At 72.1% G+C, this 24394-nt stretch carries 25 protein-coding genes and 3 pseudogenes; 16 read left to right on the forward strand and 12 right to left on the reverse strand.

Going from position 1 to position 24394, the window contains the following annotated elements:
* The first annotated feature begins 94 nt into the window (after positions 1 to 94).
* Both thrS and ABIE67_RS24505 read left to right on the forward strand, forming a co-directional pair.
* The gene (gene thrS, locus ABIE67_RS24500; RefSeq protein ID WP_370261010.1) at positions 95 to 1372 is read left to right on the forward strand and encodes a threonine--tRNA ligase; all 1278 of its coding nucleotides are present in this window, start codon (positions 95 to 97) and stop codon (positions 1370 to 1372) included.
* A gap of 113 nt (positions 1373 to 1485) precedes the next feature.
* Positions 1486 to 2457 carry a nucleoside hydrolase gene (locus ABIE67_RS24505; RefSeq protein ID WP_370261013.1) on the forward strand — a complete coding sequence of 324 codons (972 nt, stop codon included), beginning with the start codon at positions 1486 to 1488 and terminating at the stop codon, positions 2455 to 2457.
* 64 nt (positions 2458 to 2521) lie between these two features.
* Here the strand turns inward: ABIE67_RS24505 and ABIE67_RS24510 are convergent, their stop codons facing one another.
* Positions 2522 to 3457: an LAETG motif-containing sortase-dependent surface protein gene (locus ABIE67_RS24510; protein WP_370261016.1), complete on the reverse strand. Its 936-nt coding sequence runs from the start codon at positions 3455 to 3457 to the stop codon at positions 2522 to 2524.
* Between the two features lie 257 nt (positions 3458 to 3714).
* On the opposite strand from ABIE67_RS24510, the gene ABIE67_RS24515 reads away from it, so the two are divergent.
* Positions 3715 to 5409 carry a glycoside hydrolase family 13 protein gene (locus tag ABIE67_RS24515; protein ID WP_370261018.1) on the forward strand — a complete coding sequence of 565 codons (1695 nt, stop codon included), beginning with the start codon at positions 3715 to 3717 and terminating at the stop codon, positions 5407 to 5409.
* A gap of 68 nt (positions 5410 to 5477) precedes the next feature.
* Here the strand turns inward: ABIE67_RS24515 and ABIE67_RS24520 are convergent.
* Positions 5478 to 5759 (reverse strand): annotated as a pseudogene (locus ABIE67_RS24520) (DUF4142 domain-containing protein); the annotation flags it as partial.
* Positions 5760 to 6039: 280 nt separating this feature from the next.
* Between ABIE67_RS24520 and ABIE67_RS24525 the strand changes: the two are divergent.
* The 3 genes from ABIE67_RS24525 to ABIE67_RS24535 all read left to right on the forward strand — a co-directional run bounded on the left by ABIE67_RS24525 (position 6040) and on the right by ABIE67_RS24535 (position 8048).
* Complete coding sequence (locus tag ABIE67_RS24525) at positions 6040 to 6318, forward strand: hypothetical protein (protein WP_370261020.1); 279 nt, start codon at positions 6040 to 6042, stop codon at positions 6316 to 6318.
* 358 nt (positions 6319 to 6676) lie between these two features.
* On the forward strand, positions 6677 to 7471 hold the full coding sequence (locus ABIE67_RS24530) for a carboxypeptidase regulatory-like domain-containing protein (RefSeq protein WP_370261022.1): 795 nt from the start codon (positions 6677 to 6679) through the stop codon (positions 7469 to 7471).
* The gene (locus tag ABIE67_RS24535; protein WP_370261024.1) at positions 7446 to 8048 is read left to right on the forward strand and encodes a DinB family protein; all 603 of its coding nucleotides are present in this window, start codon (positions 7446 to 7448) and stop codon (positions 8046 to 8048) included. Before ABIE67_RS24530 ends, ABIE67_RS24535 begins: the two co-directional genes overlap by 26 nt.
* Here the strand turns inward: ABIE67_RS24535 and ABIE67_RS24540 are convergent, their stop codons facing one another.
* Complete coding sequence (locus ABIE67_RS24540) at positions 8049 to 8510, reverse strand: FxLYD domain-containing protein (protein WP_370261026.1); 462 nt, start codon at positions 8508 to 8510, stop codon at positions 8049 to 8051.
* 334 nt (positions 8511 to 8844) lie between these two features.
* On the opposite strand from ABIE67_RS24540, the pseudogene ABIE67_RS24545 reads away from it, so the two are divergent.
* A pseudogene (locus ABIE67_RS24545) lies at positions 8845 to 9293 on the forward strand (hypothetical protein).
* Here ABIE67_RS24545 and ABIE67_RS24550 read toward each other — a convergent pair.
* The 3 genes and pseudogenes from ABIE67_RS24550 to ABIE67_RS24560 all read right to left on the reverse strand — a co-directional run bounded on the left by ABIE67_RS24550 (position 9253) and on the right by ABIE67_RS24560 (position 10439).
* On the reverse strand, positions 9253 to 9441 hold the full coding sequence (locus ABIE67_RS24550; protein ID WP_370261028.1) for a hypothetical protein: 189 nt from the start codon (positions 9439 to 9441) through the stop codon (positions 9253 to 9255). The pseudogene ABIE67_RS24545 and the gene ABIE67_RS24550 sit on opposite strands and share 41 nt — an antisense overlap.
* A 90-nt stretch (positions 9442 to 9531) precedes the next feature.
* On the reverse strand, positions 9532 to 9900 hold the full coding sequence (locus ABIE67_RS24555) for a DUF6479 family protein (protein ID WP_370261031.1): 369 nt from the start codon (positions 9898 to 9900) through the stop codon (positions 9532 to 9534).
* A 78-nt stretch (positions 9901 to 9978) separates the two neighbouring features.
* Positions 9979 to 10439: pseudogene (locus tag ABIE67_RS24560) on the reverse strand (VOC family protein).
* Positions 10440 to 10486: 47 nt separating this feature from the next.
* Here ABIE67_RS24560 and ABIE67_RS24565 point away from each other — a divergent pair.
* The gene (locus tag ABIE67_RS24565) at positions 10487 to 10675 is read left to right on the forward strand and encodes a hypothetical protein (protein WP_370261035.1); all 189 of its coding nucleotides are present in this window, start codon (positions 10487 to 10489) and stop codon (positions 10673 to 10675) included.
* Between the two features lie 32 nt (positions 10676 to 10707).
* On the opposite strand, the gene ABIE67_RS24570 is transcribed toward ABIE67_RS24565, so the two are convergent.
* Positions 10708 to 12186 (reverse strand): MFS transporter, encoded by a 1479-nt coding sequence (locus ABIE67_RS24570; protein WP_370261037.1) that lies wholly within the window; start codon positions 12184 to 12186, stop codon positions 10708 to 10710.
* A gap of 318 nt (positions 12187 to 12504) precedes the next feature.
* Here ABIE67_RS24570 and ABIE67_RS24575 point away from each other — a divergent pair, with 318 nt between their 5' ends.
* Both ABIE67_RS24575 and ABIE67_RS24580 read left to right on the forward strand, forming a co-directional pair.
* Positions 12505 to 13011 carry a MarR family winged helix-turn-helix transcriptional regulator gene (locus tag ABIE67_RS24575; protein ID WP_370261040.1) on the forward strand — a complete coding sequence of 169 codons (507 nt, stop codon included), beginning with the start codon at positions 12505 to 12507 and terminating at the stop codon, positions 13009 to 13011.
* Between the two features lie 67 nt (positions 13012 to 13078).
* The gene (locus ABIE67_RS24580) at positions 13079 to 13816 is read left to right on the forward strand and encodes a response regulator transcription factor (RefSeq protein WP_370261044.1); all 738 of its coding nucleotides are present in this window, start codon (positions 13079 to 13081) and stop codon (positions 13814 to 13816) included.
* A gap of 423 nt (positions 13817 to 14239) precedes the next feature.
* Here the strand turns inward: ABIE67_RS24580 and ABIE67_RS24585 are convergent, their stop codons facing one another.
* On the reverse strand, positions 14240 to 14911 hold the full coding sequence (locus ABIE67_RS24585; RefSeq protein ID WP_370261048.1) for a DUF305 domain-containing protein: 672 nt from the start codon (positions 14909 to 14911) through the stop codon (positions 14240 to 14242).
* Between the two features lie 109 nt (positions 14912 to 15020).
* Entirely contained in the window at positions 15021 to 15449 is a 429-nt protein-coding gene (locus tag ABIE67_RS24590) for a DUF6153 family protein (RefSeq protein ID WP_370261052.1), read from the reverse strand.
* A gap of 233 nt (positions 15450 to 15682) precedes the next feature.
* Here ABIE67_RS24590 and ABIE67_RS24595 point away from each other — a divergent pair, with 233 nt between their 5' ends.
* From ABIE67_RS24595 to ABIE67_RS24605, 3 genes are all read left to right on the forward strand, one after another.
* The gene (locus ABIE67_RS24595) at positions 15683 to 16087 is read left to right on the forward strand and encodes a sortase-dependent protein (protein WP_370261057.1); all 405 of its coding nucleotides are present in this window, start codon (positions 15683 to 15685) and stop codon (positions 16085 to 16087) included.
* The gene (locus tag ABIE67_RS24600) at positions 16084 to 16719 is read left to right on the forward strand and encodes a class F sortase (protein WP_370261061.1); all 636 of its coding nucleotides are present in this window, start codon (positions 16084 to 16086) and stop codon (positions 16717 to 16719) included. The genes ABIE67_RS24595 and ABIE67_RS24600 overlap by 4 nt, the downstream gene beginning before the upstream one ends.
* A 136-nt stretch (positions 16720 to 16855) precedes the next feature.
* A complete protein-coding gene (locus ABIE67_RS24605; RefSeq protein ID WP_370261066.1) occupies positions 16856 to 17347 on the forward strand; it encodes an RNA polymerase sigma factor in 492 nt (163 codons plus the stop codon).
* Positions 17348 to 17924: 577 nt separating this feature from the next.
* Here the strand turns inward: ABIE67_RS24605 and ABIE67_RS24610 are convergent.
* The 3 genes from ABIE67_RS24610 to ABIE67_RS24620 form a co-directional block, all read right to left on the reverse strand.
* Positions 17925 to 18209 (reverse strand): hypothetical protein, encoded by a 285-nt coding sequence (locus tag ABIE67_RS24610; RefSeq protein ID WP_370261071.1) that lies wholly within the window; start codon positions 18207 to 18209, stop codon positions 17925 to 17927.
* Positions 18210 to 18307: 98 nt separating this feature from the next.
* Positions 18308 to 19735, reverse strand: coding sequence for an ATP-binding protein (locus ABIE67_RS24615; protein WP_370261076.1), 1428 nt, complete (start codon positions 19733 to 19735; stop codon positions 18308 to 18310).
* A 98-nt stretch (positions 19736 to 19833) separates the two neighbouring features.
* Positions 19834 to 20793, reverse strand: a complete 960-nt coding sequence (locus tag ABIE67_RS24620; protein ID WP_370261080.1) for an expansin EXLX1 family cellulose-binding protein — start codon at positions 20791 to 20793, stop codon at positions 19834 to 19836.
* 223 nt (positions 20794 to 21016) lie between these two features.
* On the opposite strand from ABIE67_RS24620, the gene ABIE67_RS24625 reads away from it, so the two are divergent.
* The 3 genes from ABIE67_RS24625 (at position 21017) to ABIE67_RS24635 (ending at position 24359) form a co-directional block, all read left to right on the forward strand.
* Entirely contained in the window at positions 21017 to 22192 is a 1176-nt protein-coding gene (locus tag ABIE67_RS24625; RefSeq protein ID WP_370261085.1) for an AAA family ATPase, read from the forward strand.
* Positions 22193 to 22463: 271 nt separating this feature from the next.
* On the forward strand, positions 22464 to 23651 hold the full coding sequence (locus ABIE67_RS24630; protein ID WP_370268874.1) for a VWA-like domain-containing protein: 1188 nt from the start codon (positions 22464 to 22466) through the stop codon (positions 23649 to 23651).
* Between the two features lie 195 nt (positions 23652 to 23846).
* Positions 23847 to 24359: a signal peptide protein gene (locus ABIE67_RS24635; protein WP_370261088.1), complete on the forward strand. Its 513-nt coding sequence runs from the start codon at positions 23847 to 23849 to the stop codon at positions 24357 to 24359.
* Positions 24360 to 24394: the final 35 nt, after the last annotated feature.

Genomic DNA, 24394 nt, shown 5'->3' on the forward strand with positions numbered 1-24394 from the left:
GCGCGCTGACACCTGAGCGAAGAAACCAAGCCCCGGGCGAGTGCCCCGGGGCTTCGGCGTGTGGGTGCTCGTCCCTTCATCCGGAGGAGCACCCATGCACGATCACCATCACGACCACCGCCGCCTCGGCCGCGAACTGGACCTCTTCGACACCGACCCCCTGATGGGCGCGGGCCTGCCGTACTGGCTGCCCGACGGCGCCACCGTCCGGCACGTACTGGAGGAGTACATCCGCGAGGCGGAACGCGAGGCCGGCTACCGGCACGTGTACTCACCCGTCCTCGGCAAGCGGGAGCTGTACGAGATCTCCGGGCACTGGGACCACTACAGCGACGACATGTTCCCGCCGATGGACCTCGGCGGTGCGGAGAACTCCGCCGAGCAGCTCGTCCTGCGCCCCAGCCTCTGCCCCCACCACGCCCTGATCTACCGCTCCCGCGCCCACAGCTACCGCGAACTGCCCATCCGTATGGCCGAGTTGGGTGGGATGTACCGCTCCGAGCTGTCGGGGGTCCTGGGCGGCCTCACCCGCGTCCGGGCGATCCAGCTCAACGACGCCCATGTCTTCTGCACACTGGACCAGGTGGTGGACGAGGCCCGCGCCGCCCTGGAACTCATCACCCGCGCTTACGCCGATCTGGGGATCCGGGCCGTACGCCACCGTCTCTCGCTCCCCGGCGCGGGCGCCGGCAGCGGCAAGTACGTCGCCGACCCCGAGCTGTGGCGGCGGGCCACCGCCCTGCTCCGCGAGGCCCTCGACGCCTCCGGCATCCCGTACGAGGATGCCGAGGGCGAGGCGGCGTTCTACGGTCCCAAGATCGACGTCCAGATCGCCGACCCGGCGGGCCGTGAGGCGACCCTCTCCACCGTCCAGATCGACTTCCACCAGCCCGAACGCTTCGACCTGCACTACATCGGCCCCGACGGCGCCAGGCACCGCCCGGTCATGGTCCACCGCAGCGTCATCGGCAGCGTCGAACGAGCCGTCGCCCACCTCATCGAGCAGCACGGCGGCGCCTTCCCGCCCTGGCTGGCCCCCGTGCAGCTGGTGATCCTGCCCGTGTCCGAGGCCCAGACCGGACAGGCGGAGAAACTGCTGCGCCGGGCCCGCCGTCAGGGGCTGCGCGCGGAACTCGCCGGCCCCGGGCACGGCACCCTGGGCGCCCGCGTCCGCGCGGCCCGTCTCGTGCCGTACCAGGCGGTCATCGGGGAGCGGGAGGCCGCGGCGGGGCAGGAAGGGGACCTCGTGGCGGCCGTACGGCTGAGGGACGGGCGCAGGCCGGGGGCCGTACCCGGCGCCGGGCTGGTCGACCGGATCGCCGCGCGGGTCGCTGCCCGCGGTCCCGAGCTGTGGGGCGGTGACGCCGCATGACGCCCCGTGCGCGAAGCCGCACGGCGACGCCATACGGCGACGCACTCCACCTGTACGACACCGTAAGGTCGGCTTCGTAGACCCGCCACCGCACCCGAGTGAGGAGCCTCGCCGTGACGTACGCCGAAGGGCCGCCCATCCCGGTGATCATCGACTGTGACACCGGTGTCGACGACGCTCTGGCGCTGCTGTTCGCGGTACGCCACCCGGGGCTCGACGTGCGCGCCATCACCTGTGTGGCGGGCAACACCGACGTGGACGGCGTCGTACGCAACACCCTGACCGTGCTGGAGCAGGCCGGGGCCGGCGACATCCCCGTCGCGCGGGGCGCCGAGCGGCCGTTGATCGAGCCTGTCCGGTCGGCACGGCATGTGCACGGGGAGGACGGGATGGGCGACCTGGGGCTGCCCGCGCCGACCCGGGTGCCGGTCGACGTGGACGCGGTGACGCTGCTGAAGCGGGAGATCCTGGCGTCGCCGCGCCCGGTGACGCTGATCCCGATGGCGCCGCTGACGAACATCGCGCTGCTGCTGCGTACGCACCCGGAGGTGGTGCGGAACATCGAGCGGATCGTGTTCATGGGCGGTGCGGTGGCCACCGGGAACGCCACGCCGGTCGCCGAGTTCAACGTGTGGCACGACCCGGAGGCGGCGGCGGTGCTGCTCACGGCTGGGGTGCCGATGACCATGTACGGGCTGGACGTCTTCAAGCGGGTGCTCGTCCCCGCGGCCGATGTCCAGCGGCTGCGTGAGAGTTCGCAGCCCCGCCTGCGGATGGCCGGCGAACTGCTCGCCCACCGTGACCCCGCCACCTCCGGCGACCCCACCCCGACGGGCGGTCTCGGCGACGCGGGCGCGGTCTGCGCGGTCGTCGACCCCGAAGGCCTGACCACCGAGCTTCTCCCGGTCGAGGTGAGCCTGGCCCCGGGGGCCACGCGCGGTCAGACCGTCGTCGACCGCCGTCCGCGTCCCGGCGAGTCGGAGATCCACGAGGGGGAGCGCGAACTGGCCCTCGTCGACGTCGGGTTGGAGGTCGACGTGGAGCGGTACGTGAAGCTGTGGCTCACAGCAGTGGAGGGCGACTGAAACCTGGCCCCTCAGGCATGTGAACGCCCCGGCGCCAACCGGGGCGTTCACGTTCGCCGTCGGTTCAGGAGCGAGCCGTACGCCGCCGCTTCGACGCCACGACGAACGCCGCGCCGCCCGCCACCAGCACGGCCGCGCCGATGGCGATCGGGCCGGTCGCGCTGCTGCCGCCGGTCTCCGCGAGGTTGTCGCCATCGCCGTTGGGCTGGGGTGCCGCGGGAGTCGTCGACTCGGAGGCCTCCGGGGTCGGGGTCTCGGTGGACGGCGTCTCCGAGGCCGGCGGCGTCGTCTCCTCCGCCGGGGTCGACGGCTCCTCGGACGCGGGCTCCGACGGCTCCGCCGGCGGCGTGGCCGGGGGCTCCTCGGTGGCCGGGGGCTCGGTCGTGCAGTCCTTCGTGCCGCCGTTCCAGGCCGCGATCAGCTTGTCCTTGATGACCGGGCGGTCCGGGCCCTTGGGCACGTCACCGTGGACGAAGCCGTCGTTCGCGTCGAGCTTCCCGTCGAACTTCACCGCGCCCCGGTACAGGTCGATCTGCGCGAAGCAGCCCGCGTCCGGGACGGCGATGTCGAGGGAGTCGGTCTGGCCGGGCTTGACCGTGACCGTGTCGAAGTCGACGAAGACCTGCTCGCCGGAGGTCGCGAAGGTCGCGCCGTGGGCGAGGTAGGAGGCGAGCGAGGCGGTGCAGGTCGTGGCGTCGGCGGCGGCGCGGACCTTGACGTGGACCTTGCCGTCGTCGGTGACCTTCAGGTTCTGGTCGTCGACCTTGACGGAGTCGTAGAAGTTCGCACCGTCAAGCGAGAACTGGCAGCGATCGGTGGCCGTCTCCGTACCGGCACCGGTGCCGGGCTGGTAGGTGCCGCCGGTCTTCCAGCCGTCACCGCCGGGCGCGCCGTGGGCCCAGGCGCCGGAGGCGGAGGCGACGGTGGCCGCGCACAGGGCGAGCGACGCGGCGCCCGTCCCCAACAGGCGTCGCGCGATGACACGTCTCGCTATGGACATGCGTATCCCATCGTGGGGTGAGTGATCGAAGAAGAAACACTGGGCTCATTGGTCACATGCGCCAGAGTGTCTGCACATCGTCGGGTGACGGGAGAACGCTGTCAACCTGCGATAACGCAAGGCAAGTTCAAATCGAAATTACAATTCCGTCACAGGAGGAATGATCTTCTCCGCTCCTCACGGTGTTCGCTTTTCCGGCCAAGTGGACAGAGTTCTCACTGTCGCCCGTAACACCGACGCACCGATGAGGAGTCCGCGTGACCGTCCGCACCACCACGCCCGACCTCTCCGAAAGCCCCGACAGCCCCGACCTCTCGTCCCGCGACCCCGACTGGTGGCGCCAGGCCGTCATCTACCAGGTCTACCCCCGCAGCTTCGCCGACGGCGACGGCGACGGGCTCGGTGACCTCAAGGGCGTCGCACAGCGTCTGCACCACCTGGCCGCCCTCGGCGTGGACGCCCTGTGGCTCAGCCCCTTCTACCCCTCCGAACTCGCCGACGGCGGCTACGACGTCGGCGACTACCGCGATGTCGACCCGCGCCTGGGCACCCTCGACGACTTCGACGTCCTGGTCGCCGAGGCCCACCGCATCGGCCTGAAGGTGATCGTCGACCTGGTCCCCAACCACACCTCGCACCAGCACGTCTGGTTCCAGGAGGCGCTGCGGTCCGGCCCCGGCTCCGCCGCCCGGGACCGCTACGTCTTCCGCCCCGGCCGCGGCCCGCACGGCGAACTCCCGCCCACCGACTGGCAGTCCGTCTTCGGCGGCAGCGCCTGGCGCCGGGTCCCCGACGGCGAGTGGTACCTGCACCTGTTCACCCCCCAGCAGCCCGACCTGAACTGGGAGAACGAGGAGGTCCGCGCCGACTTCCGCACCACCCTGCGCTTCTGGTCCGACCGCGGTGTCGACGGCTTCCGCGTCGACGTGGCCCACGCGCTCGCCAAGGACCTCAGCGAGCCGCTGCGCGACCTGGGCGCCCCGGAGCTGAGCGGCGAGGACGCGCTCCCGCAGTTCCCGCCCGGCACCCACCCCTTCTACGACCGCGACGAGGTCCACGAGATCTACCGCGACTGGCGCAAGATCCTCGACGCCTACCGCCCGCCCCGCATGGCGGTCGCCGAGGCCTGGGTGACCCCGGCCGCCCGCCGCGCCCTGTACGCCCGCCCGGACGAACTGGGCCAGGCCTTCAACTTCGAGTACCTGCAAGCGGGTTGGGACGCCGAGGAGCTGAGGCAGGTCATCACCGACTCGCTCGCCACGGCCCGCGCGGCGGGCGCCTCCGCCACCTGGGTCCTGTCCAACCACGACGTCGTACGCCACCCCTCCCGCCTCATGCTCCCGCCCGGCACCGACGACAACGCCTGGCTCCTGTCCGGCGGCCACGCACCGGCCGTCGACGAGTCCGCCGGCCTGCGCCGCGCCCGCGCCGCGACCCTCCTCATGCTGGCGCTGCCCGGTTCGTCGTACGTCTACCAGGGCGAGGAACTCGGCCTGCCCGAGGTCGCCGACCTGCCCGTCGAGGTCCTCCAGGACCCGATCTGGGAACAGACGGGGCGCGTCCGCAAGGGCCGCGACGGATGCCGGGTGCCGCTGCCGTGGACGACGACGGGGCCCTCGTACGGCTTCGGCGCGGGCGGCTCCTGGCTGCCCCAGCCGTCGGGTTTCGCGGCGTACGCCGTCGAGGCCCAGGACGGTGTCGAGGGCTCCACCCTGGAGCTCTACCGCAGGGCCCTGCGGCTGCGCCGCAAGCTGCTGGAGGGGGAGGAGCTGGAGTGGGCGCCGGACACCCCGCGCGGCGTCCTGCACTTCGCCCGCTCGGAGGGCTGGCGCTGCGTGGCCAACCTCTCCGGGACGGCGGTCGAGTTGCCGCCGGGTGAGGTGCTGCTCACCAGCGCGCCCTTGCGGGAGGGCGGCCTGCTGGGGCCGGACACGACGGCCTGGCTGACCTAGGGCCGGTCACGGCTTCAGGGTCACCTGGGGTTCGCCCGTCGCCGGAGGGGGCGGGGTCGTGTCGTCGGAACGCGCAGGATGTTCGCCCTGTCGCCGTCGAACTGCTTGCCGCTGTCCGCGCTGAGCGTCGCGACGAAACCCTGCTGCCGGGGGCTGGGCCGGTTGGGCAGGGTGATGTTCAGCCGCGGGGCGATCCTGCGGCAGGCGGCGTCCAGCGCGGCGTGCCCGGAGACCGGATGCCGCCCGGCCGTGCGCACCGCGTCGGTCGTGCCCTTCCGGAGCGCCATCCGCCCCACCGGGTACTCCCACAGCCCGGCCGCCCGCACCTTGACGACGAAGTCACGATCTCCGTCAGCGGGCCGGCCGGCGTCTCGGCGTCCCACGAGGAGAGTTCCCGTCGCCTTCCGGACGATGCGCACCGTGGTGACCTCCTGTCGGGTGGGGTCGTGCGAGGTCGTCATCAGGGGTCGTACGTGAAGCCGTAGGGAGGTACGCGTTCCGGGGCGCGGGAAACCTTTCGGCTTGGCATCGGCTCCGTAAAGCAACGCCCAGAGCCGTCCGGGTGAGAGGCGCGCTCCGCTCGCGTGGCGCCCCGGGCAGGGTGGTCCCCCCGGCCCAGGATCCGGACGCGTGGCACGTACCTTCGACGAACTGGTCGCGATGCAGCGGGCGGCGGACCAGGCGCACCAGCGGGTGGAGCGGCTGCGGGACGACTACGGACCGCCCGCCCACACACCGTGGACCGAGCTCCAGAACGACACGTACGACACCGCCTGGCGCGCCTGGCGCGACCTCGCCCGCGCCGTCCAGTCCGCGGTGACCGAGTACGCGCGGGAACAGGGCACCGCGCGCAACGAGGTCGAGGCGGACGTGAAGACGACGGCACGACACAGCGGCCTTCGGCCCTAGGCCCTGTCGTTTGGATCATCCCGGCGTCGCGGGGCCTGGCACGCACTCCCCCACTGCCTTAAGGGCGTGGGGGGACCCCCAGCGGCGTTGTCGTCGGTCGCCGACGCTCCGCGTCGACTCCCTCCTCCGCCTTGCAGCTGCACGCACCAGGCCCCGCTCGGGTCGGCTGAAAGGCACTGCTCCTCACGGCCGGCCTGATCCAAACGACAGGGCCCAGCCGGGGGCCGGCGACGCCCGGACGGGTGGTGCGCACGACCCGCCCGGCCCGGACGGCCGAACAGAGCGCGTGCGGCGCGGTGCGGTCCGCGAGAATCGCGGGCAGGGGGTGCCGCCGACGTTGTGAGGAGCTCCGCCGACGATGAGCAGGTCCTGGAAGACAACGATCCTCGGGTCGCTCGCCGCCGCGGGCGTGCTGGTCATGCCGGGTACGGCCTACGGCGACGGTGACCTGTGGGCGGCCGCGACCATCGAGCCCGGCCGGGAAGGCATCGTCGAGGTCGGCGGTTACGAGGGGACGCCGCTGGGCGCGGGCTCGGTACTGACGCTGACGGCGCCTTCGACGACGAAGGTGACGGCGGCCCCGTTCGCCGAGCCGGGGTACCGGGGGTCGGTCACTCTGGGCGGGGCCAGTGGGACGTACACCTTCGAGGGAGCGCCTGCCGCGGCCGAGGAGTCGGCACTGGCGGCCTGGAAGGACCGTAAGTACCCCTTCGTCCTGTCGGTCCCGGCGAACGCCGAGCCCGGCACCCGTCTCCCCGACTGCACCCTGGTCCTGCGGGACGCGAAGGGCGCCGTCCAGGAGAAGGGCACCTGCGCGGTGACGGTCGGGCTGCCCGCGCCGACGCTGTCCCACCCGCACTCGGGCGTGCCGCTGAGCGCGCGGCCGAGGCTGCTGGGGTCGGCCTATCCGGGCGCCCAGGTCACGGTCCGCGACGCGCTGGAGGAGGAGGTCTGCGCGGCGACGGCCGCGCCCAACGGCATGTGGTGGTGCGTGCCGAGCCGCGCCCTTGCGCCGGGCACGGGCCGCCTCCAGGCGACGGCGACGTACAACGGGGTCAGCGCGACGAGCGAGCAGATCGACATCGTCGTCCGGCCGACTGTCAGTGCCCGGTGGAAGACTGCCCGGCATGGTGAAAACGGACCCGAAAGCTGACCTTCTCCGGTATCTGCAGGACGCGCGTGACGCCCTCGTGTGGAAGCTGGACGGGCTCTCGGAATACGACGTCCGCCGCCCCCTGACCCCCACCGGGACGAACCTGTTGGGACTGGTCAAACATGTCGCCGGGGTGGAGCTGGGCTACTTCGGCGACACCTTCGGGCGGCCGTTCTTCGACCAGGAGCCGCCACCGCCCTGGTGGTACACGCGGGACGCCGAACCCAACGCGGACATGTGGGCCACCGCGGACGAGTCACGGGAAGAGATCGTCGGGCTGTACCGCCGGGCCTGGGAACACTCCGACCACACGATCGAGACGCTGCCACTGGACGCGACCGGCCAGGTCCCCTGGTGGCCGGAGGAACGCCGCGAGACGACGCTGCACCACCTCCTGGTGCGCGTGATCGCCGACAGCCAGCGTCACGCCGGCCACGCCGACATCGTGCGCGAACTCATCGACGGGAGCGTCGGGTACGGGGAGAGCAGGACGAGCATGCCGCCCGGCGACCAGGCATGGTGGGAGAACCACCGGCGCCGGCTGGAGCACGTGGCACGGGAGGCCGGCAACGGCTGATCAGTAGCGCAGCGCCCTGGCCACCTCCGCCTTCACGGTCCCGCTCAGGTCATGCGTGCTGCGCGCCGTCCCCTTCCCCGTCCGGCCCGCCGCCACGTCCGACACGGTCACCACGGCCGCGTCCAGCAGATCGCCGTTCTCGTTGCGGAAGTTGACCTGTACGGCGAAGGACTTCGTCGAGTCGGTCGTGTTCTCCACCGTGACCTCCGCGGTCGTACGTCCGTCGGAGTCGGTCGTCGGAGAGCCCAGCCGCACCGCGTCCTTGGCGTCCACCCCGCCCTTGATGTCGTCCAGTTTTCGGCCCGCCTCCGCGGTGGCCGAGGCGAAGGCCGATGCCGCACGGCTGGCCACCGAGGAGGGCGTGTCCTCGTCGGAGCAGGAGGTCAGCGTGAGGGCGGCGGCCACGGTGGCGGTCGTCGTGAGGATCGCGGCGGTCGACCACCGCGTTCGGTGACCGGGCATGGCGCCTCCAGCGGATTCGGCGAGTTCAGGGGGTTCAGCCGGTTCTTTCCGGTCCGGGTTCCTTCCAGTGAAGAGCCGTGGGCCGCTGCCCGTACTCCGGGCCTCACCCGATCGGCCCGTCCCCCGTGGTGGCCGTCCCTGGGCCCACCGATCGTCGTACCGACCGCAGAACCCGAGCGCGCGACGCGCGAGAAGTGGGGTACGGCAGCCATGAGCCAGCAGCAGCCGCAGTCGCATCCCCGGGCGACCGACGCCGCGCACAGCGCCCCGGCGTCCCGGACCACCTGGGGTTCGGCCGAGACCCGCCCCGGATCCGCCTCCGCACCCGGTACCGGTGGATCGCGGCCATAACCCTCCGGCTACAACTGGACGACCGGCGGGCTCGTCTTCGCCGGTGTGCTGATGCTGGTGAACGGTCTGCTGGCCATCCTCCGGGGCATCTCCGCGATCGCCGAGGACGACGTGTACGGCCGGATCGGCGACTACGTCTTCGAGATCAACCTCACGGCCTGGGGCTGGATCCTGCTCGGCCTCGGCGTCGTGGCCGTGTGCGTCGGCTACGGCATCCTCAAGGGCGCCTGGTGGGCCCGGATCACCGGCATCTTCCTGGCGTCCCTCAGCATGGTCGCCCACTTCCTGTTCCTGCCGTACACCCCGGTCTGGTCCGTGATCATGGTGGGCATCGACTTCTTCGTCATCCTGGCGCTCGCCACGGCTCCGGACGTCTCCCGAGCCGACGCCGCTAGCGCTTCAACGCGCGGTAACGCCTCAGCAGGTCGGTGATCCTGGCCGGGTCCTTGCGACCGTTCAGCTCGGTCAGCAGGTCGTCGGGGCACAGCTCGTAGAGGTCGCCCCAGAACCGGCGGCCGTGGTTGTCCCAGATGCGGTAGCCGCCGGGAACCCCCCTGGCCACATAGCGTCGTCCGCCCAATTCGCCCCTGCCCGGACCCGCGCGTATCCGCGCGGGTCCGGGCAGGATGACATCGGGCCGTCGCTCCCGTCGCCCGGATTTCCGGGCGGCTCAGCCGTGCCCCAGTCCGCCCCCGCCGAAGGCACCGCTCTTTCCGGGCAGCCAGCGCTTGCGGTGCTGGTCGTCGCTGCGCCTGCTGCTCGCGTGGTGCAGCTCGTGCGGCAGGAGCCGTTCCCTGCCCTCGGAGTGCGGCACTTCGTCCGGTTCCCTGATCTCGCGCATCTCATGGACCGGACCGGTGTCGGGAAGATGCGGCTGCTCCTCGGGCGTGGGCCGGGGCAGTTCTCGATCACGGACCCGCATGCCGAGCGACACCGCCCAGATCAGTGCGCCGGCGATGAACAGGCCACCCGCGAAGGCGGCGATCACGTTGAGTACTTCACTCGACGTGGCCGCTACTACAAACGTCGCTGTACTCATGCCCCAATTATCACCGAAACGGACGAATAAGCTCCCGGTGCGACCTCAGTACCGTTTGCGCCCCTTGTTCTCGCGGGTCTACGCGCGTTCCGCCGCATCGTCCGGCGCGTCCGGCGCGGTGACCTCGCCGTCGCCCAGCTCGGTGAACAGGGTCAGCTGGAGGGCGCCGGGCGCTTCGAGCCGGGAGTTGAGGGAGTTCCAGGGCGTAGCGTGCGGGTGGGCTCCGCGAGGACCTCGGCTCCGGCCGCCGCCAGCCGGGCCGTGGCGACCGTGGAGTCGTCCACCTGGAAGGCGACCCGGACATGACCGGCCACCCGTCGGCCGACCTCGACCTCGTCGATGAACTCGGCGTGGTTCGGGTCGGTCAGCTCCAGCGTCGCCCGGCCGGCTTCGAGGATCGTGACCCGGCCGTCGGGGGAGGAGAACGCGGCACGCTCGGGGAGGCCGAGCACATCCCGGTAGAAGCGCAGCGCCTCGTCGTAGTCGGCCGCTGTGACGACGAGGCTGGTACCTCCAGCACCTGTTCCCGCGCCTGACACCCGGTATCCCGGTCTGCGTCCACGACGTCTTCCACGGCAGCCGGGCGTTGCCGTTCACCGAGGGGGCGGTGGTGCTGCGCAGGCTGAACGAGCGCGGGACGCCGTACTTCACGGCGTCCCGCGCTCGTGCCCCGGAGATCTACGACCGCCTGAGGGACGTCAAGCGGTCCATGGCGCTCGGCCTGCCCCTGCGGGACAGCCACGACAACCCCATGATCTTCTTCAACCTGCCCTGACCGTACTTACCGGCTCAACCGGCTCAACCGGCTCAACCGGCCTTGGCCACCGTCCGCTCGGACTCGCCCTCGGGAGCCGGCCGGTCGGAGACCGCGGTCCGCTGCTTCGGGATGAACGTGGCGACCGCGAAGGCCAGCAGGGCCGCTCCGGCGCCGATGGCCATGACGACCTTGAAGCCGTTCTCCGAGGGCAGGGCGTAACCGCCGAAGTCGGTGGTCATCTGGGCCAGGATGACGCCCGCGATGGCGCTGGCGAACGAGGTGCCGAGCGATCGCATCAGGGTGTTGAGGCTGTTGGCGGCACCCGTCTGGGCCGGGTCCACGGCGCCCATGATCAGCGCGGGCAGCGCGCCGTAGGTGAAGCCGATGCCCGCGCCGATGACGCAGGACACCAGGACCAGGTGCCAGACCTCGCTCATCAGCACGATGTTCAGCCCGTACCCGGCGGCCACGATCAGCGCGCCGATCATCAGGGTGACCTTGAGGCCCCTGGCCCTGGTGACGGCCGCGGACACGGCGGACATGGCCATCATCACCAGACCCTGCGGGGCCAGCACCAGGCCGACGGTGAGCATCGACTTGCCGAGCCCGTAACCGGTCTGCTCCGGCAACTGGAGCAGCTGCGGCAGCACGAGCGACATCGCGAACATCGAGAAACCGAGCGCGACCGACGCCAGGTTGGTGAACAGCACCTGCGGCCGGGCGGTCGTCCGCAGATCGACCAGCGGCTGCTTCGCCTTCAGCTCCCACCAGCCCCAGGCCAGCAGGATCACGACCGCGGCCGCGCCCAGAGCGAGGGTGGTAACGCTGGTCCAGCCCCAGTCGGCGCCCTTCGAGACGGCCAGCAGCAGGGAGACCAGACCGGCCGACAGACCCAGCGAGCCGACCAGGTCGAAGCGACCGCCGGACCGTGCCTTGGACACCGGTACGACGACCAGGACCAGCAGGAAGGAGAGCACCCCGAGGGCGGCGGAGACCCAGAACAGGATGTGCCAGTCCCAGTTGTCCGCGATGAACGCGGCGGCGGGCAGCCCCAGCGCGCCACCGACTCCGAGCGAGGCACTCATCAGGGCGGTGGAGCCGGCGAGGCGGTCGGCGGGCAGTTCGTCGCGCAGGATGCTGATGCCGAGCGGGACGACCGCGGCCGCCAGCCCCTGGAGGGTGCGTCCGACGATCATCGGGACCAGGGAGTCGGCCAGCGCACAGACCACCGACCCGGACACCAGCAGGGCGATGCTCGTCAGCAGCATCCGCCGCTTGCCGATCATGTCGCCGAGCCGCCCGACGACCGGCGTGGCCACGGCGGCGGCGAGCAGCGTCGCGGTGACCGCCCAGGCCGTGTCGGACGCCGACGCGTCCAGGAGTCTCGGCAGCTCCGGGACGATCGGGATGACCAGGGTCTGCATCAGCGAGACGACGATCCCGGCGAGGGCCAGCACTGCGACGATCGCGTTCGGCGCGGCGGACTTCCTCCCGGAGTCGGCGGCGGGGCGGGTGAGGGCGTGGGGCATGGCGGGGCCTCCGTCGAGGGGTCGGTTCACAGGGGAGTGGGCTCGGGGCTGGGGTGGGTGTCCACACAGGTCCGGCCGCCGACCGGGCCCGGCGGCGGACGGGGGAAGATTCCGCCGCCGGGCCGGTGACCGCGCCGTTCCCCCCCGTCCCCACGGAGGCGGCGCGTCGGGGCCGTCCTCCGCTCAAGGCGGCCCCGAGCTGCGTCAGCCCTTTGTTACTTAACTTAGGCAAGCATGTCTGGGTTACTTAAGTCAAGCAATCATTTGAGGTACGGTGAAGCCATGCCCGCATCGCCATCCGCGCCATCCGCCTCAGGTGTGTCAGCTGTGTCAGCCGCGGCAGCGTCGCCCGTCCCGACGGACATCGCGGAGATCGAGAAGTGCCTGACCCGCGTCAGCTACCTCGCGGGCCGGGCGAGACAGCACGAGTACCTGATGGCCATGGCGGGCCTGACCCTCGACCGGGCCGCCGTGGCGATCCTGCGCCGCCTCGCCGAGAGCGAACCGATGCGGCCCGGCGTGCTGGCGGGGCTGCTGGCGGTGGAGGCGTCCCATGTCACGCGCCAGGTGCAGCAGTTGGAGCGGGCCGGCTATGTGATCAGGGCCGCCGACCCGCACGACCGGCGGGCCCGGCGCATCGAACTCACCGACGTCGGCAGGGCAGCCGTGGACCGCTTCCGCGAGGCGAGCCGTGCCGGCATGCACATGGCCCTGGCCGACTGGTCCGACGACGACCTTCGGCGGCTGGCCGAACTCTTCCACCGCCTTGTCGACGACTTCGTCACCCACGCCGAGGTGCCCGCCGACCTCGGCCCCACCGCCTGACGGCCCTGTACCTCGCCCCGTCGGGCAGCGCATACCCCCCCCACGGCCCCACACGAAGGGTGTCGCCATGAACGCGGACCTCTCGAACCTCCTGGAGAAACCCTCGCCGCCGCGCGGGGACGGACAGCGGGTCCTGGTCGTCGCCGACGATCCGGGAGACACCGAACTGCTCAGCACCACCTTGGAGTTGGCCGGCTACCGGGTCGGCACGGCGGGTACCGGCGCGGAGGGACTGACCCGGCTGACGGAGCACCCCTTCGACCTGGCGGTGTGGGACGCGGTCCTCCTCTCCCACCTCACGCATCCGCCCCACCCACCCCGCACCGCCGCCTCCCGCCCGCCCCACCCCCCGCTGCTCTTCCTCACCACCTGCGACTCCCTCCACCGCCTGGTCCCCGAACTGGGCCCGGGCGAGAAGGACTACGTCACCAAGCCGCTCCGGATCGCCGAGGTCCTGGCCCGGGTCGACGTCCTGCTGCGCCGCCGACGCCCCGAACGGCAGGCGTCCCTACCCCGCTACGGCGACCTCGTCCTGGACGACGCCGCCTGCCGCGCGAGCCGCGGCCCCCGCCCCCTCGACCTCACGCCCGCCGAGTACCGCCTGCTGCGCCATCTGCTCGTGCACGCCGAGTGCGTGCTGTCGAAGGAGCAGATCAGCCGTCATGTCTGGGGGGACTTCCGGGCCAACGAGGCGATCGAGAAGCTCGTCTCGCGGCTGCGCCGCAAGGTGGACGGCGACCCCGGGGAACCGGCCCTGATCCATACGCGCAGGGGGTTCGGGTACTGGTTCGGCGGCGCCGGCTGACGTCACGTTCAGGGCCGGACTCCCGGACCGCCCAGACCCGTGCCGTGAGCGGGACGGAACCGTCCGGCGCGGTGGGGACCCACCTCGATCGGGGTCGTCGACACGGAGGTGAGTCCCGCGCCCGTCCACAGGCTGTGGAGCGGTTCGGGACGGCAGTCCCGGGAACGGCCGCCCTCGTCCAGGGCGGCGCCGGCCGGGTCGGCCTCGGCGGCAGCGGCGCGCGACGATCCGGCTCCACCGGCCCATGTACCGCTCGTAGACGGCGCCCGAGGCCCACACGTCGCATCGCTGCTCTGCCATGTCCGTAGCGATCCTCCGTGGCGCCTGTGTCCGAAGCCTCCGTATGCCGGACAGCGACTCAAGACGCGTCACGAGCGACGATCGGCCGACGCGCGCCCCGCCCGGCGAACGCCGGCCGGTGCGTCAGCTTCCGCTCTTGCTCTCGCTCTTGTCGAGCAGCTTGTTCATCTCCTCGATCTCGGCGGTCTGGGCGGTGATGACGTCGTCGGCCAGTTCGGTGGCGGGGCGGTACTTGCCCTTCGTCTTCTCGTCCTCGGCCATTTCCACCGCACCTTCGTGGTGCTCGACCATCAGGCTGAGGAACAGGGCGTCGAAGGCCTTCCCGGAGGCCTTCGACAGCTCGGCCATGTCGTCCTCGCCCATCATGCCGGGCATGCCGGAGGCATCGGAGCCGCCGGAGCCGCCCGAGTGGCCGGAGTGGTCCATGCCGGGCGCGGTGGCCGACGGCACGTCCTCGCCCCAGGCCTTCAGCCACCCCGACATCGTCTTGATCTCCGGGTCCTGGGCCTTCTCGATGCGTGCGGCGAGGTCCTTGACCTGAGCCGAGGAGGCACGGTCGGCGGCCATCTCCGCCATCTCCAGGGCCTGCTGGTGGTGCGGGATCATGCCCTGCGCGAAGGAGACGTCCTGGGAGTTGTGGGCGTCGTGCGTGCCGGAGGCGGTGTCCGGGTGGTCGTCACCGCCGCAGGCGGCGAGGACGAGGGCGGCGGTGACGGTGGTCGCGGCCAGGGCGGCGCGACGGGCCAGGGTACGGGTGCCGGCCACGCGGGTGCTGGTCATACGGTTGCTGGTCATGCTGAGAACTCCTGCGAGTACGTGAGGTGCTGCGCCCTCGGGCGCGGCATTGGGCATGGCTGAGTGCCGTACGCCCGTAGGTGACGGGGACGGACGGCTCGGCCTTGTCCTAGGTCCGCAGGATCTGCAGTTCGGCCAGTGAGGGAGGGGCGCGCCCGCCCTCGGTCGCGGCGGCGACGGAACGGCCGCCGAGATCGCCGGCGACCGCCGCGCCGCCCGGATCGGGCGCCAGGGCGGGCAGTGCGGGGCCCGCACCGATGGCACCGGAGGCACAGGTCGGGTCGGCGTGCTGGGCGTGTCCGCCGCCGGAATCGGAGCCGTGGCAGGCGGTTTCGTCGGTCATGGCCGTCGTATGGCCGCCGCTCATGGCGTGTGCGTGATGTGGCGAGGTAGGGGAGAAAGCGGTGGTGATCGCGTCGCCGGGTCCGAGCGCGTGCATCCCGAACAGCCCGGCGAGCAGCCCGAGCAGCAGAAGCATGCGCCACGGCCCCGTCATCGGGAGCCGCAGCGCACGGTGGTGCTGTGCACGGGCTGTCACGCCCTCATCGTACGTATGCCGCGCGGGGCCGGTTCACCGGAAGGGGGAGTGCCATCCCGGCCGGCGGCCGGCACCGTCGGCACCTCCGGCACCCGTCGGCTCCCCTCCGAGCGACTTTGCCATCTCTTTACAACCCGTCCCGCCGCCGCGTCGTCTCTCCGCTCGACCTGTCACCCACCACCAGCCCGCCGGATACGCCAGTACCGTGCGGACCGCCGAAAGAGAGCGAACCGATGCGCCGAACCGTCCTCAGCGCCCTCACCCTCACCTGCACAGCCCTGCTCGCGACCGCCGCGCCCGCGTTCGCCCACAGCAGCGCGTCTCCGACGCCGGTGCCCAGCGTGACGGCCACCGCCCCCGCGGAGACGGCCGTCCCGACGCCCAGCGCCGAACCGACCCGTCCCCCGTCCTCCGCCCCCTCGGAGTCGTCGGAGCCCACGGCCGCGCCGACCCGGCCGTCGGAAGGCGGCCAGGTCTCCGTCGTACCGTCGGGTGCGCCCGACACCGGCGAGACGGCGACGACTTCGGACACCGGGAGCGAACGCGCCGGGCTGATCGGCGGCGGCGCGGCAGCACTGCTCGTCGCCGGGGGCGCGACGGCCTACGTCGTACGGCGTCGGCGGGCGACCGGGGCATGATGCCGCTCTCCAGGCGGGCGTTCGCCACGGCGGCGGTGGCCTCGGTGCTGGTGGGCTGCGGTGGCCCGGGGGCGGAGCAGGACGCGACCGCGAGTTCCCGGCGGAGGAGGGACGCGGACGGGGCCGGTGCGGACCGTCCGCCCTCGGCGTCGGCGAACTCGGGGCGGGTGCTGGGCCATTCGCCCCCGGTCCGGCTGCGGATCCCGGCGATCGAGGTCGACACCCCGGTCATCCGGCTGGGCCTGGCGGCGGACGGCACCGTCGAGGTGCCGCCGATCACGGCCGACGACCGGGCGGGCTGGTACCGGCACTCGCCGACGCCGGGTCAGGTCGGCCCCTCGGTCCTCCTCGGCCATGTGACGGTGGGCGCCTACGGGGACGGCGTGTTCCGCGACCTGGCCCGGCTGCGCCGGGGTGACCGGATCGTGGCGCGCAGGAAGGACGGCACCACGGCGGGGTTCGCCGTCAGCGCCGTACGGACGGTGGCCAAGGCGGACTTCCCGGCGGACGACGTCTACGGGGACGTGGACCGACCGGAGCTGCGGCTGATCACGTGCGGGGGCCCGCGGGAGGGCGAGGAGTACCGCGACAACGTGATCGTGTTCGCGCGGCTGACCGCCACGTCCTCCTGACCACCCGAACCGACCACCCGAACCCCCGCGCAGTACCGGCACGGACCGGAGCCGGAACCGGGCCCGACGGAACGTACGCCGACGGCCCGGCATCCCCACCAGTACCGTGCAGGTTTCCTCACGACCATGGAGAGCGTTGAAACGGTCCCGGGACAAGGCGGCGTCCGAGCTGTTCGCCGCCCTCTATCCGCGCCTCGCCGGCTGGTGCCGCCGTCTGGTCGACGACGACGAGACGGCCCACGAGATCGCCTCCGAGGCCTTCACCCGGCTCTGGGCGCGCTGGAGCCGAGTGGAGGAGCCGCGCGGTTTCCTCTACGTCACGGCGGCGAACCTGGTCCGGGACCACTGGCGCAAGCTGGAGCGCGAGCGCAAGGCGATGCGCCGGGCGACGACGGAGGCGGCGGTCAACGCCCACACGGAACAGGCGGACCCGTCGGTCCGGCTGCTGGTCCAGTCCCTCCCCGAACGCCTGCGCACCCCGATCCTCCTCCACTACTACGCTGACATGCCGATCCGGGAGGTGTCCGTGCTGACCGGACGTAAGGAAGGAACCGTCAAGGCCGACCTCCACGCGGCCCGCGAACTGCTCCGCGTCCACCTGAGGAGAAGCCTTGACCACACGCTTTGACGACGACGCGGACGACCCGGAGCTCTCCCCCGACGACCCCCTCGCGGTGATCCTCCGCCCGCCCTCGGACCACCTCGCCCCGCCCCCCGGCAGCTACGACGCGATCCGCCGCAGGGCGACCCGTCGACGCGTCATCCGAGCCGCCATCGGCACGGCCGTGACCTGCGCCGCGGCCCTCCTGGTCGCGCTGCCCCTCGACCCGGGGACATCCAACGGCCCGCCCTCCCCCGCCCCCCCCTCTCGCCCCACCCCCCACGACCGACCGCACGACACCCCCCACCCCGTCAGCGATGCCGAGCCCCTCGGCCTCCACACCTCGAACGGCCTCCCCCACCCCGACGGTGCCCCCACATACCCCGACCTCCGAGCCCACGGAAACCTCCCGCACCGAAGGGCCCCGGCCCCCGAGCAGCCCGGCGGAGCCGACCGCGGCACCGTCGGTGACGCCGACGACGGCGGCGGCGGATCCGACGCGGGGGGTCACCGCGAGCGGGACGGGAACGCCGCGGCCGTGAGCGGGCTGTGGGGCATGGTTGTCTCTGTGCGGAGGCCACCCGCCCGGCCACGGTCCACCCGGCTACAGTCCGCGAAGAGCCTCGTAGAGGTCGTCGTAGGCGCTCCAGCAGTCGACGCTGCCATCGTCGTTCAGGCTGCCCATGTACCAGTCCTCATCGTTGACCGGCTTCACCAGACACAGTCCGTGAAAGCCCAAGACGATCTCGGGGTGGAGCAGCTCGTCCTCTCCCGGCCGGCCCAGCCACGTCACGACGCGATCGGTGCCGAGAGCCACAGCCCCCCGATCGCCGGAGACGTCGCGAATCTCCTCCAGAGCCCACCCCGCCGGTAGCTGCCCGTCTGCCATCCGACGATGATGCCGGCCACCGCCCCAGCCGAGTCGAGGCCCGCGTGTTCGTCGGTCGCCGACTCCGACGCGCTGATGACCGGTTCCCGCGTCCGTGCTCATGCCCTGCGCCAGGCGGCCAGGAGCTGCTCCGGGCCATAAGTCGCCTGGAGACCGGAGCAGTTGACGCCGTTGCGGGAGACTGCCACGAGGGGGACCGGGACGTCGGTGATCGCCGCTCGGTGCTTTTGCAGGGCGGCGAGGTCGTGGGTGTCGAAGGTGGCCTTGTCCCGCCACTTGATCGAGCCGAGGAAGAGCAACTGCCGTGCCACCGGCTGTCGGTCGGCGCCCACCAGGTCGATTTCGACGTCGTTGCCGCGGGTCCAGTAGCCGCCGAGCGCCGGAGCGGCGGGCAGGCGGTCGTCCGGGAGGAGGCGGGCCAGGGATTCGCGGATCAGGGGCTCGATCGCGCGGCCCCGCCAGCTTGTCCACCGTTCCCTGATCCGGCTCAGGGTGAGGTCTCCCCGCATGCGTTCGATCTCCGCCATGTGGGGATCCAGGAACGCGAGCCAGAAGCGGAGGTAAGGGTCGGCCACTCGGTAGCGGCGTTCTTTTGAGGGCCGTAGGGAGAGGGGCAGTTCGGCCGCCACCACCCGTTTCTCCGTCAGGACCTCGGTGGCTCGGGTGAGCGTGGTGTGGGCGATGCCGCCTGCGGCGCGCGCGATGTTGGTGAAGGTTCGTTCGCCGCTTCCGATCGCCCGCAGGACCTCCCGGCTCATCGCCTGCGGGGGGAACTCCGCGGCCAGGGAGCGTTCGGCGGAGACCAGCAGGGCCGAGATCGGGTTGTCGAGTGAGTCGCGCAGGAAGTGCCAGATGTCCGCCCCTGTCTGCCATTCCGCGCAGATCAGGGGGAGGCCGCCGGTGATGAGCGCGGCGTCGAAGGCCGCTGCCGGCGGGAGGTCGAGCATCTCGGCGAGGTCGGCCGGATTCAGCGGGCCCACGACCATCTCCCGGCCCCGCTGGTGGAAGGGGCGGTCGTAGCTGTTGAGCGCCTCCATCATCGACAGGTCGGAGCCGACCAGGAGGAGAAGTACCGGCTTACGGCTGAGCAGGCGGTCCCATGCCCGCTGGAGCATGCCCTCGAAGGCGTCGACCCGGTCCATGAGGTACGGGACCTCGTCGATGACCACCACGCTCGGGCGGTCGTCGGGCAGGATCTCCGCGAGGAGCCTGAACGCCGCGTTCCATTGGGACGGGGTCTCCTCGGCGAACATCCCGCGGTCCGGCAGGGTGGATCTGGATACGGCGTCGAGCAGCTCCGTGAGCTCGTCCTCGACCGTGCCGCCCGCCGCGGTGAAGAAGAGGCTCGGCGTCTCGGTGCGCCGGAGGAACTCCTCCACGAGGCTCGATTTGCCGACCCGCCGTCTTCCCCGGATGAGGATGCACTGACCTGGGGCGGCGGTGCCCGCCCTGGAGGCCTCGCGAACCGACTGGAGAGCGGTGTGGAGCACCTTCAGCTCACGGTCCCGCCCGATGAAACGGCGCATGGATACTCCCGTAGTCGATAGTATCGATGGAGATACTATCGCAAGGGCTAGTATCCTTGCCGGTTTCCGGTTTCCGGTCTCCTCCGTCCCCACGCGAGTCAGTGTGCTGCGAACTGGACCCTCGTCGGCTGTAGGGCGTCCGGACGTATCGCGAGGGCGTCGATCGTCAGCGCCTCCCCGTAGATGTCCGTGATCCTGATCGCGCCCCCGCATCCGCTGCCCTGCTCGGAGAGGAAGTAGTTGTATTCCGTGCGGGGCAGCTGTCGCCAGCCGGTGTCGTCGCGGACCTCCAGGCGGGCCAGGGGGTTGCGGTGGCCGGTTGCCTGGATGCCGCACCAGTGGATGCTGGAGCCGGTCTTGTAGCGGATCGAGATCTTGTCGGAGGTCTCGGGGCTCAGCAGGCTCCAGGTGATCGGGATGCGGCCGGCGGAGGGGGCGGCGAGCTTGGCGAACGCCTGGGCGCTGAGGTCGAGTTGGCCGGGGGCGCAGGGGAGAGGGCATTCGTTGGTGACGCGAACGGTCACGGAGGCGCCGTTCGCCGCGCGGACCAGGATGTGGGCCCCGCAGGCCTTGGCGGTCTCGTAGTCCGTGTGGTTCATCGCCGCCGTCATGACGTCGTCCGTGGGGCCGTACAGGCAGGCGCCGTCGCCGTTTCCGGTGTCGTAGAGGGTGGCGACCCCGTCGTAGGTGGTGCCGGGGCGGACACGTCCCGCCAGTGGTGCCGGGCCCGACGCCCGTTGCGGGGTGGTGGCCTTGGCCGAGGAGCGTGCCGGTGGGGTGGTCGTGCGGGGTGGTGGGCTGGTTCTCATGGTGGTGGTGGGGGTCGGGGACGCCTTTGAGGGGCTTGGCTTGGGAGTCGGGTTCGGGCTCGGCGTTGTCGGTGGGGGTGTCGACCGGTCGGCGGTGGGCGTGGTCGTGGTGTGACCGGCCGTGGGTGCGGCGTCGGGGCGTAGGGCCATGAGCAGGGACGCGGCGAGGGCTACGGCTGCCACGACCATGGCGGGGACGAGGGCGTCGCGCCACTTGCTGGGGGAACGGCGGTGGGAAGGGGATGCCACGGGGGAGTCCTTACGTCCTTGCGTCGCTTCGGTGCGGAGAGTCGTCCGTGTGTCAGTGGGCGCCGGGGGCGAAAAGGTTGCCGAGGCGGGGCCACCAGCCGCCACCAGTCCCCCCGGTGCGGAAAATCCCTGGCGGCTCGGCGCGGGCAGCGTTACGCTCGCCCGCGATGACGACTCACTCTGTTGCCAGATTGGGGGTCCCGTCCGCGCAAGGTGAGTGCTGATGGGCACTCGGATCGCGAACGGGGATTCCCGGCCCGCCGAACCCCTCGGGCCCTCCGGACTTTCCTTCTGGCCGCGCGTGCGCGAGTTCGCCGTGCCGGCCTCAATGATCGAGACCGCGACCGCCCGCAGGCTGGCGGGGGACTGGGCGGGGGCGTGCTCTGCCGCCGGTGTCGAGGTCGATCTCAACCTGCGTTCCCTGGCGCGTGACCACGGCCGGGAACTCGCCGCCCGCGTGCGGGACGACCTCCGGCATCTCGCTCCCGACCTGCTGCGCTGGCACATGCCGAGGGTCGCTCCCGACGGGCTGTTGCGGCCGGGGCTGACCCTCGCTCTCGCCAAGTACGGCCGTGAGGGGCGGGAGGGCGGACGCCCGGTGTACCTCGTGGTGCGGACCGCGCCGGCGTGGGCCGCCGCCAATCCGCGGTCGTCGGCGGCGGACGGGTGGGAGTTGAGCGCGCCGCTGGCCAACCGGTTCGTGCATCTGCAGTGGACCCACGACCACGAGGTCGTCGTACGGGGGCTCGGTGGGACCTGGCCCCGGGCGACCCTTCCGCGGCTCGACCCGGAGAAGCTGCCGGAGGCCGTGGAGTTCGCTCGGCGGGCGGTGGGCGGGCTGCTCTCCGGGCGGCCGGCGCTGGTGCACCGGCTGCCCAACAGTGAGACCCGGCGGGGTGGTCCGTGGCCCTCGCCCCGGAGTTGGGAGATGACGCAGTGTCTGGTCGCCTTCGCCACCGCGGCCGGGGTCTCGCGGGAGGTGCTCTCCCTGCTGGTGCGGGGCACGGTGGGCGACGGGCCGGGGCTGGAGCTGCTGGCCGCCGTGGACCGGATGGATCTGCCGGACCCCGAGGTGCTGCTCGCCGACCCGGCGGGGGCCGAGCTGCCCGAGCGGGGGGATCTGCGGCAGGCCGCGTTGGACGGGGTGGTGGAGGCGGTTCGGGTACGTCCGGACAAGTCGCGCTGGGATGCGGCGTGGGCGCTGCTGGTGCGGGCGGTGGAGACCGGGGCGCCGGACCTGGTCGTCGTCCCCGCCGGCACGCTCGCCTCACTGCGTCAGGAGGACTGGGACGTACCGGCGGCGATCGAGCGGCTCGCCGGTGTGGTCTCCCTGTCCCGGCGGGCGGATCACGTGGCGGCCCGGACGGCGACGGCAGCGGCGGAGGCGGGGCGGCGATGACACATCGAGCCCCAGCGCCAGACCCACAAGCCCACCCTCAGGCCAAGCCCCAGCGCCAGTCTCAGCCCCGGCCTCAGGCCAAGCTCCAGCGCCAGTCTCAGCCCCGGCCTCAGGCCAAGCTCCAGCGCCAGTCTCAGCCCCGGCCTCAGGCCAAGCTCCAGCCTCACGCCAAGCTCCTGCCCCAGCCCCGGCCTCACGCCAAGCTCCAGCCCAAGCCCCACGCGAAGCCCGACCCCACCCCCTCAACCGCCAAAAACTCTTCTCCGCCCGCCTGCACGCCACCCGAGTCCGCCCTTACCTCGCGACCGCCCTGTTCGCCCTGCACGTCGTCGAGTCGAGGCGGGTGCCGACGATGGCCGTCGACCGGCACTGGCGGTGCTATGTGTCGCCGGCGTTCGTGGAACGGACGCCGGTGGAGGAGTTGGCCGGGGTGTGGGTGCACGAGGTGTCGCATCTGCTGCGGGACCATCACGGGCGCGGCGACCGGGTGGCGCGTGAGCGGGGGTTGAGCGGACCGGGGGAGCGGCTGCGGATGAACATCGCCGCGGACTGCGAGATCAACGACGACGTGTACGGGGACGGGCTGGCCCGGCCCGAGGGGGCCGTCGAGCCGGCGACCCTGCTGCTGCCCGAGGGCGAGCTCATGGAGGACTATCTGCGCCAGTTCCGGCTGGGGCCGCGTACCCAGGACCTGGCCTGGCTGGACTGCGGCAGCGGCGCAGACGGGCTGGAGCGGGAGTGGGATCTGGGGGCGGACGGCGCGCACGGGCTGAGCACTCAGGAACGGGACGCCGTCCGGTTCCGGGTCGCGCAGGGCATCACCGGGCGTCCGGGCAGCGCCTCGCAGGGGTGGCAGCGGTGGGCGGAGGAGGCGTTCCATCCGCCGCAGCCCTGGCGGGAGTTGCTGGGGGCGGCCTTGCGGTCGGCCGCCGGAGGCCCTGGCGCGGGCGAGGACTACACGTACGGCCGCCCGTCGCGCCGCTCCGCCTCGGTGCCCGGCGCCGTCCTGCCGAGCCTGCGGCGCACGCCGCCCCGCGTCAGCGTCGTCATCGACACCTCCGGGTCGGTGAGCGACGCCGAACTGGGCAGCGCGCTCCTGGAGGTCGCCGCGATCTCCCGTGCCGTGGGCGGGCGCCGCGATCTGGTCAGCGTGGTGCCGTGCGACGCGGCGGCCGGGGGTGTGCACCGGCTGTGCCGGGCTGAGGGAATTCCGCTGGTGGGGGGCGGGGGTACGGATCTGCGCGCGGGCTTCGCCAGGGCGCTGCGCACGCGGCCCCGGCCCGATGTCGTCGTGGTCCTGACGGATGGTCAGACACCGTGGCCGAGCGAGCGACCGCCGTGCCGGACGGTCGTGGGGCTCTTCCCGCGACAGCGCGGGTACCGGCCGTACGACGAGGACGATCCCGAGTACGTGCCGGACACACCGCCCGCGTGGGCGCGGGTGGTTGACATCGGGTAGCCCCAGCCCGGTAGCCCCAGCCCGCCCGTACACCTCCGCACAGCAGCTCCGCACAGCACCTCCGCACAGCACCTCCGCACAGCAGCTCCGCGCACCTCTTCAGAAAGGGCTTGCGTAACCTGGGTGATGTCTCTGGCGGCAGCCATGGACGGGGGGAACACCAGTTACCCGAGCGAATCCGAAGGATCAGCGAACGTGTCGTTGAAGATCAGCCGCCCCAGGGTCGCCGCCCTGGCCCTCATGGCCGCGCTCGTGGGCGTCGTCACGGCAGGACCGGCCGTGGCGGCCACGCCGCAGACCACCACCGCGACGTCCACGGCCCTGCCCGGCCGGACGCCCGCCATACCCACCGAGTTCGTGGACCTCTCCACGAGCGCCCTCGTCGCCGACCAGGCGCGCCACGAGGTCACCGTCACCTACCGCAACGAATCGTCGGCGGACCGGACGGTCGCCCCGCAGCTCCTCGTGGAGTCGCCGGACGCCGGGCCGTTCCTGACGCCGGCCGACATCCAGGTCGAGCGGCGCACCGCGACCGGCTGCTGGGAGGCCGTGGAACTCGGCAGCCAGACCGGCACCTTGTTCACCGACCTCACCGCCGCGCAGCGCACGCTGCACGCGGGGGACACCTTGACGGAGGTCTACCGGATCACCGTCCTCAACCCCGAGGCCGAGGGCACCGTGCACCCGAGGGTGGCGCTCTACGGCTGAGCCGTCACCAGTAGGTCGTGACACCGCCGTCACCA

Source organism: Streptomyces sp. V4I8, assembly GCF_041261225.1.
GTDB lineage: Bacteria > Actinomycetota > Actinomycetes > Streptomycetales > Streptomycetaceae > Streptomyces.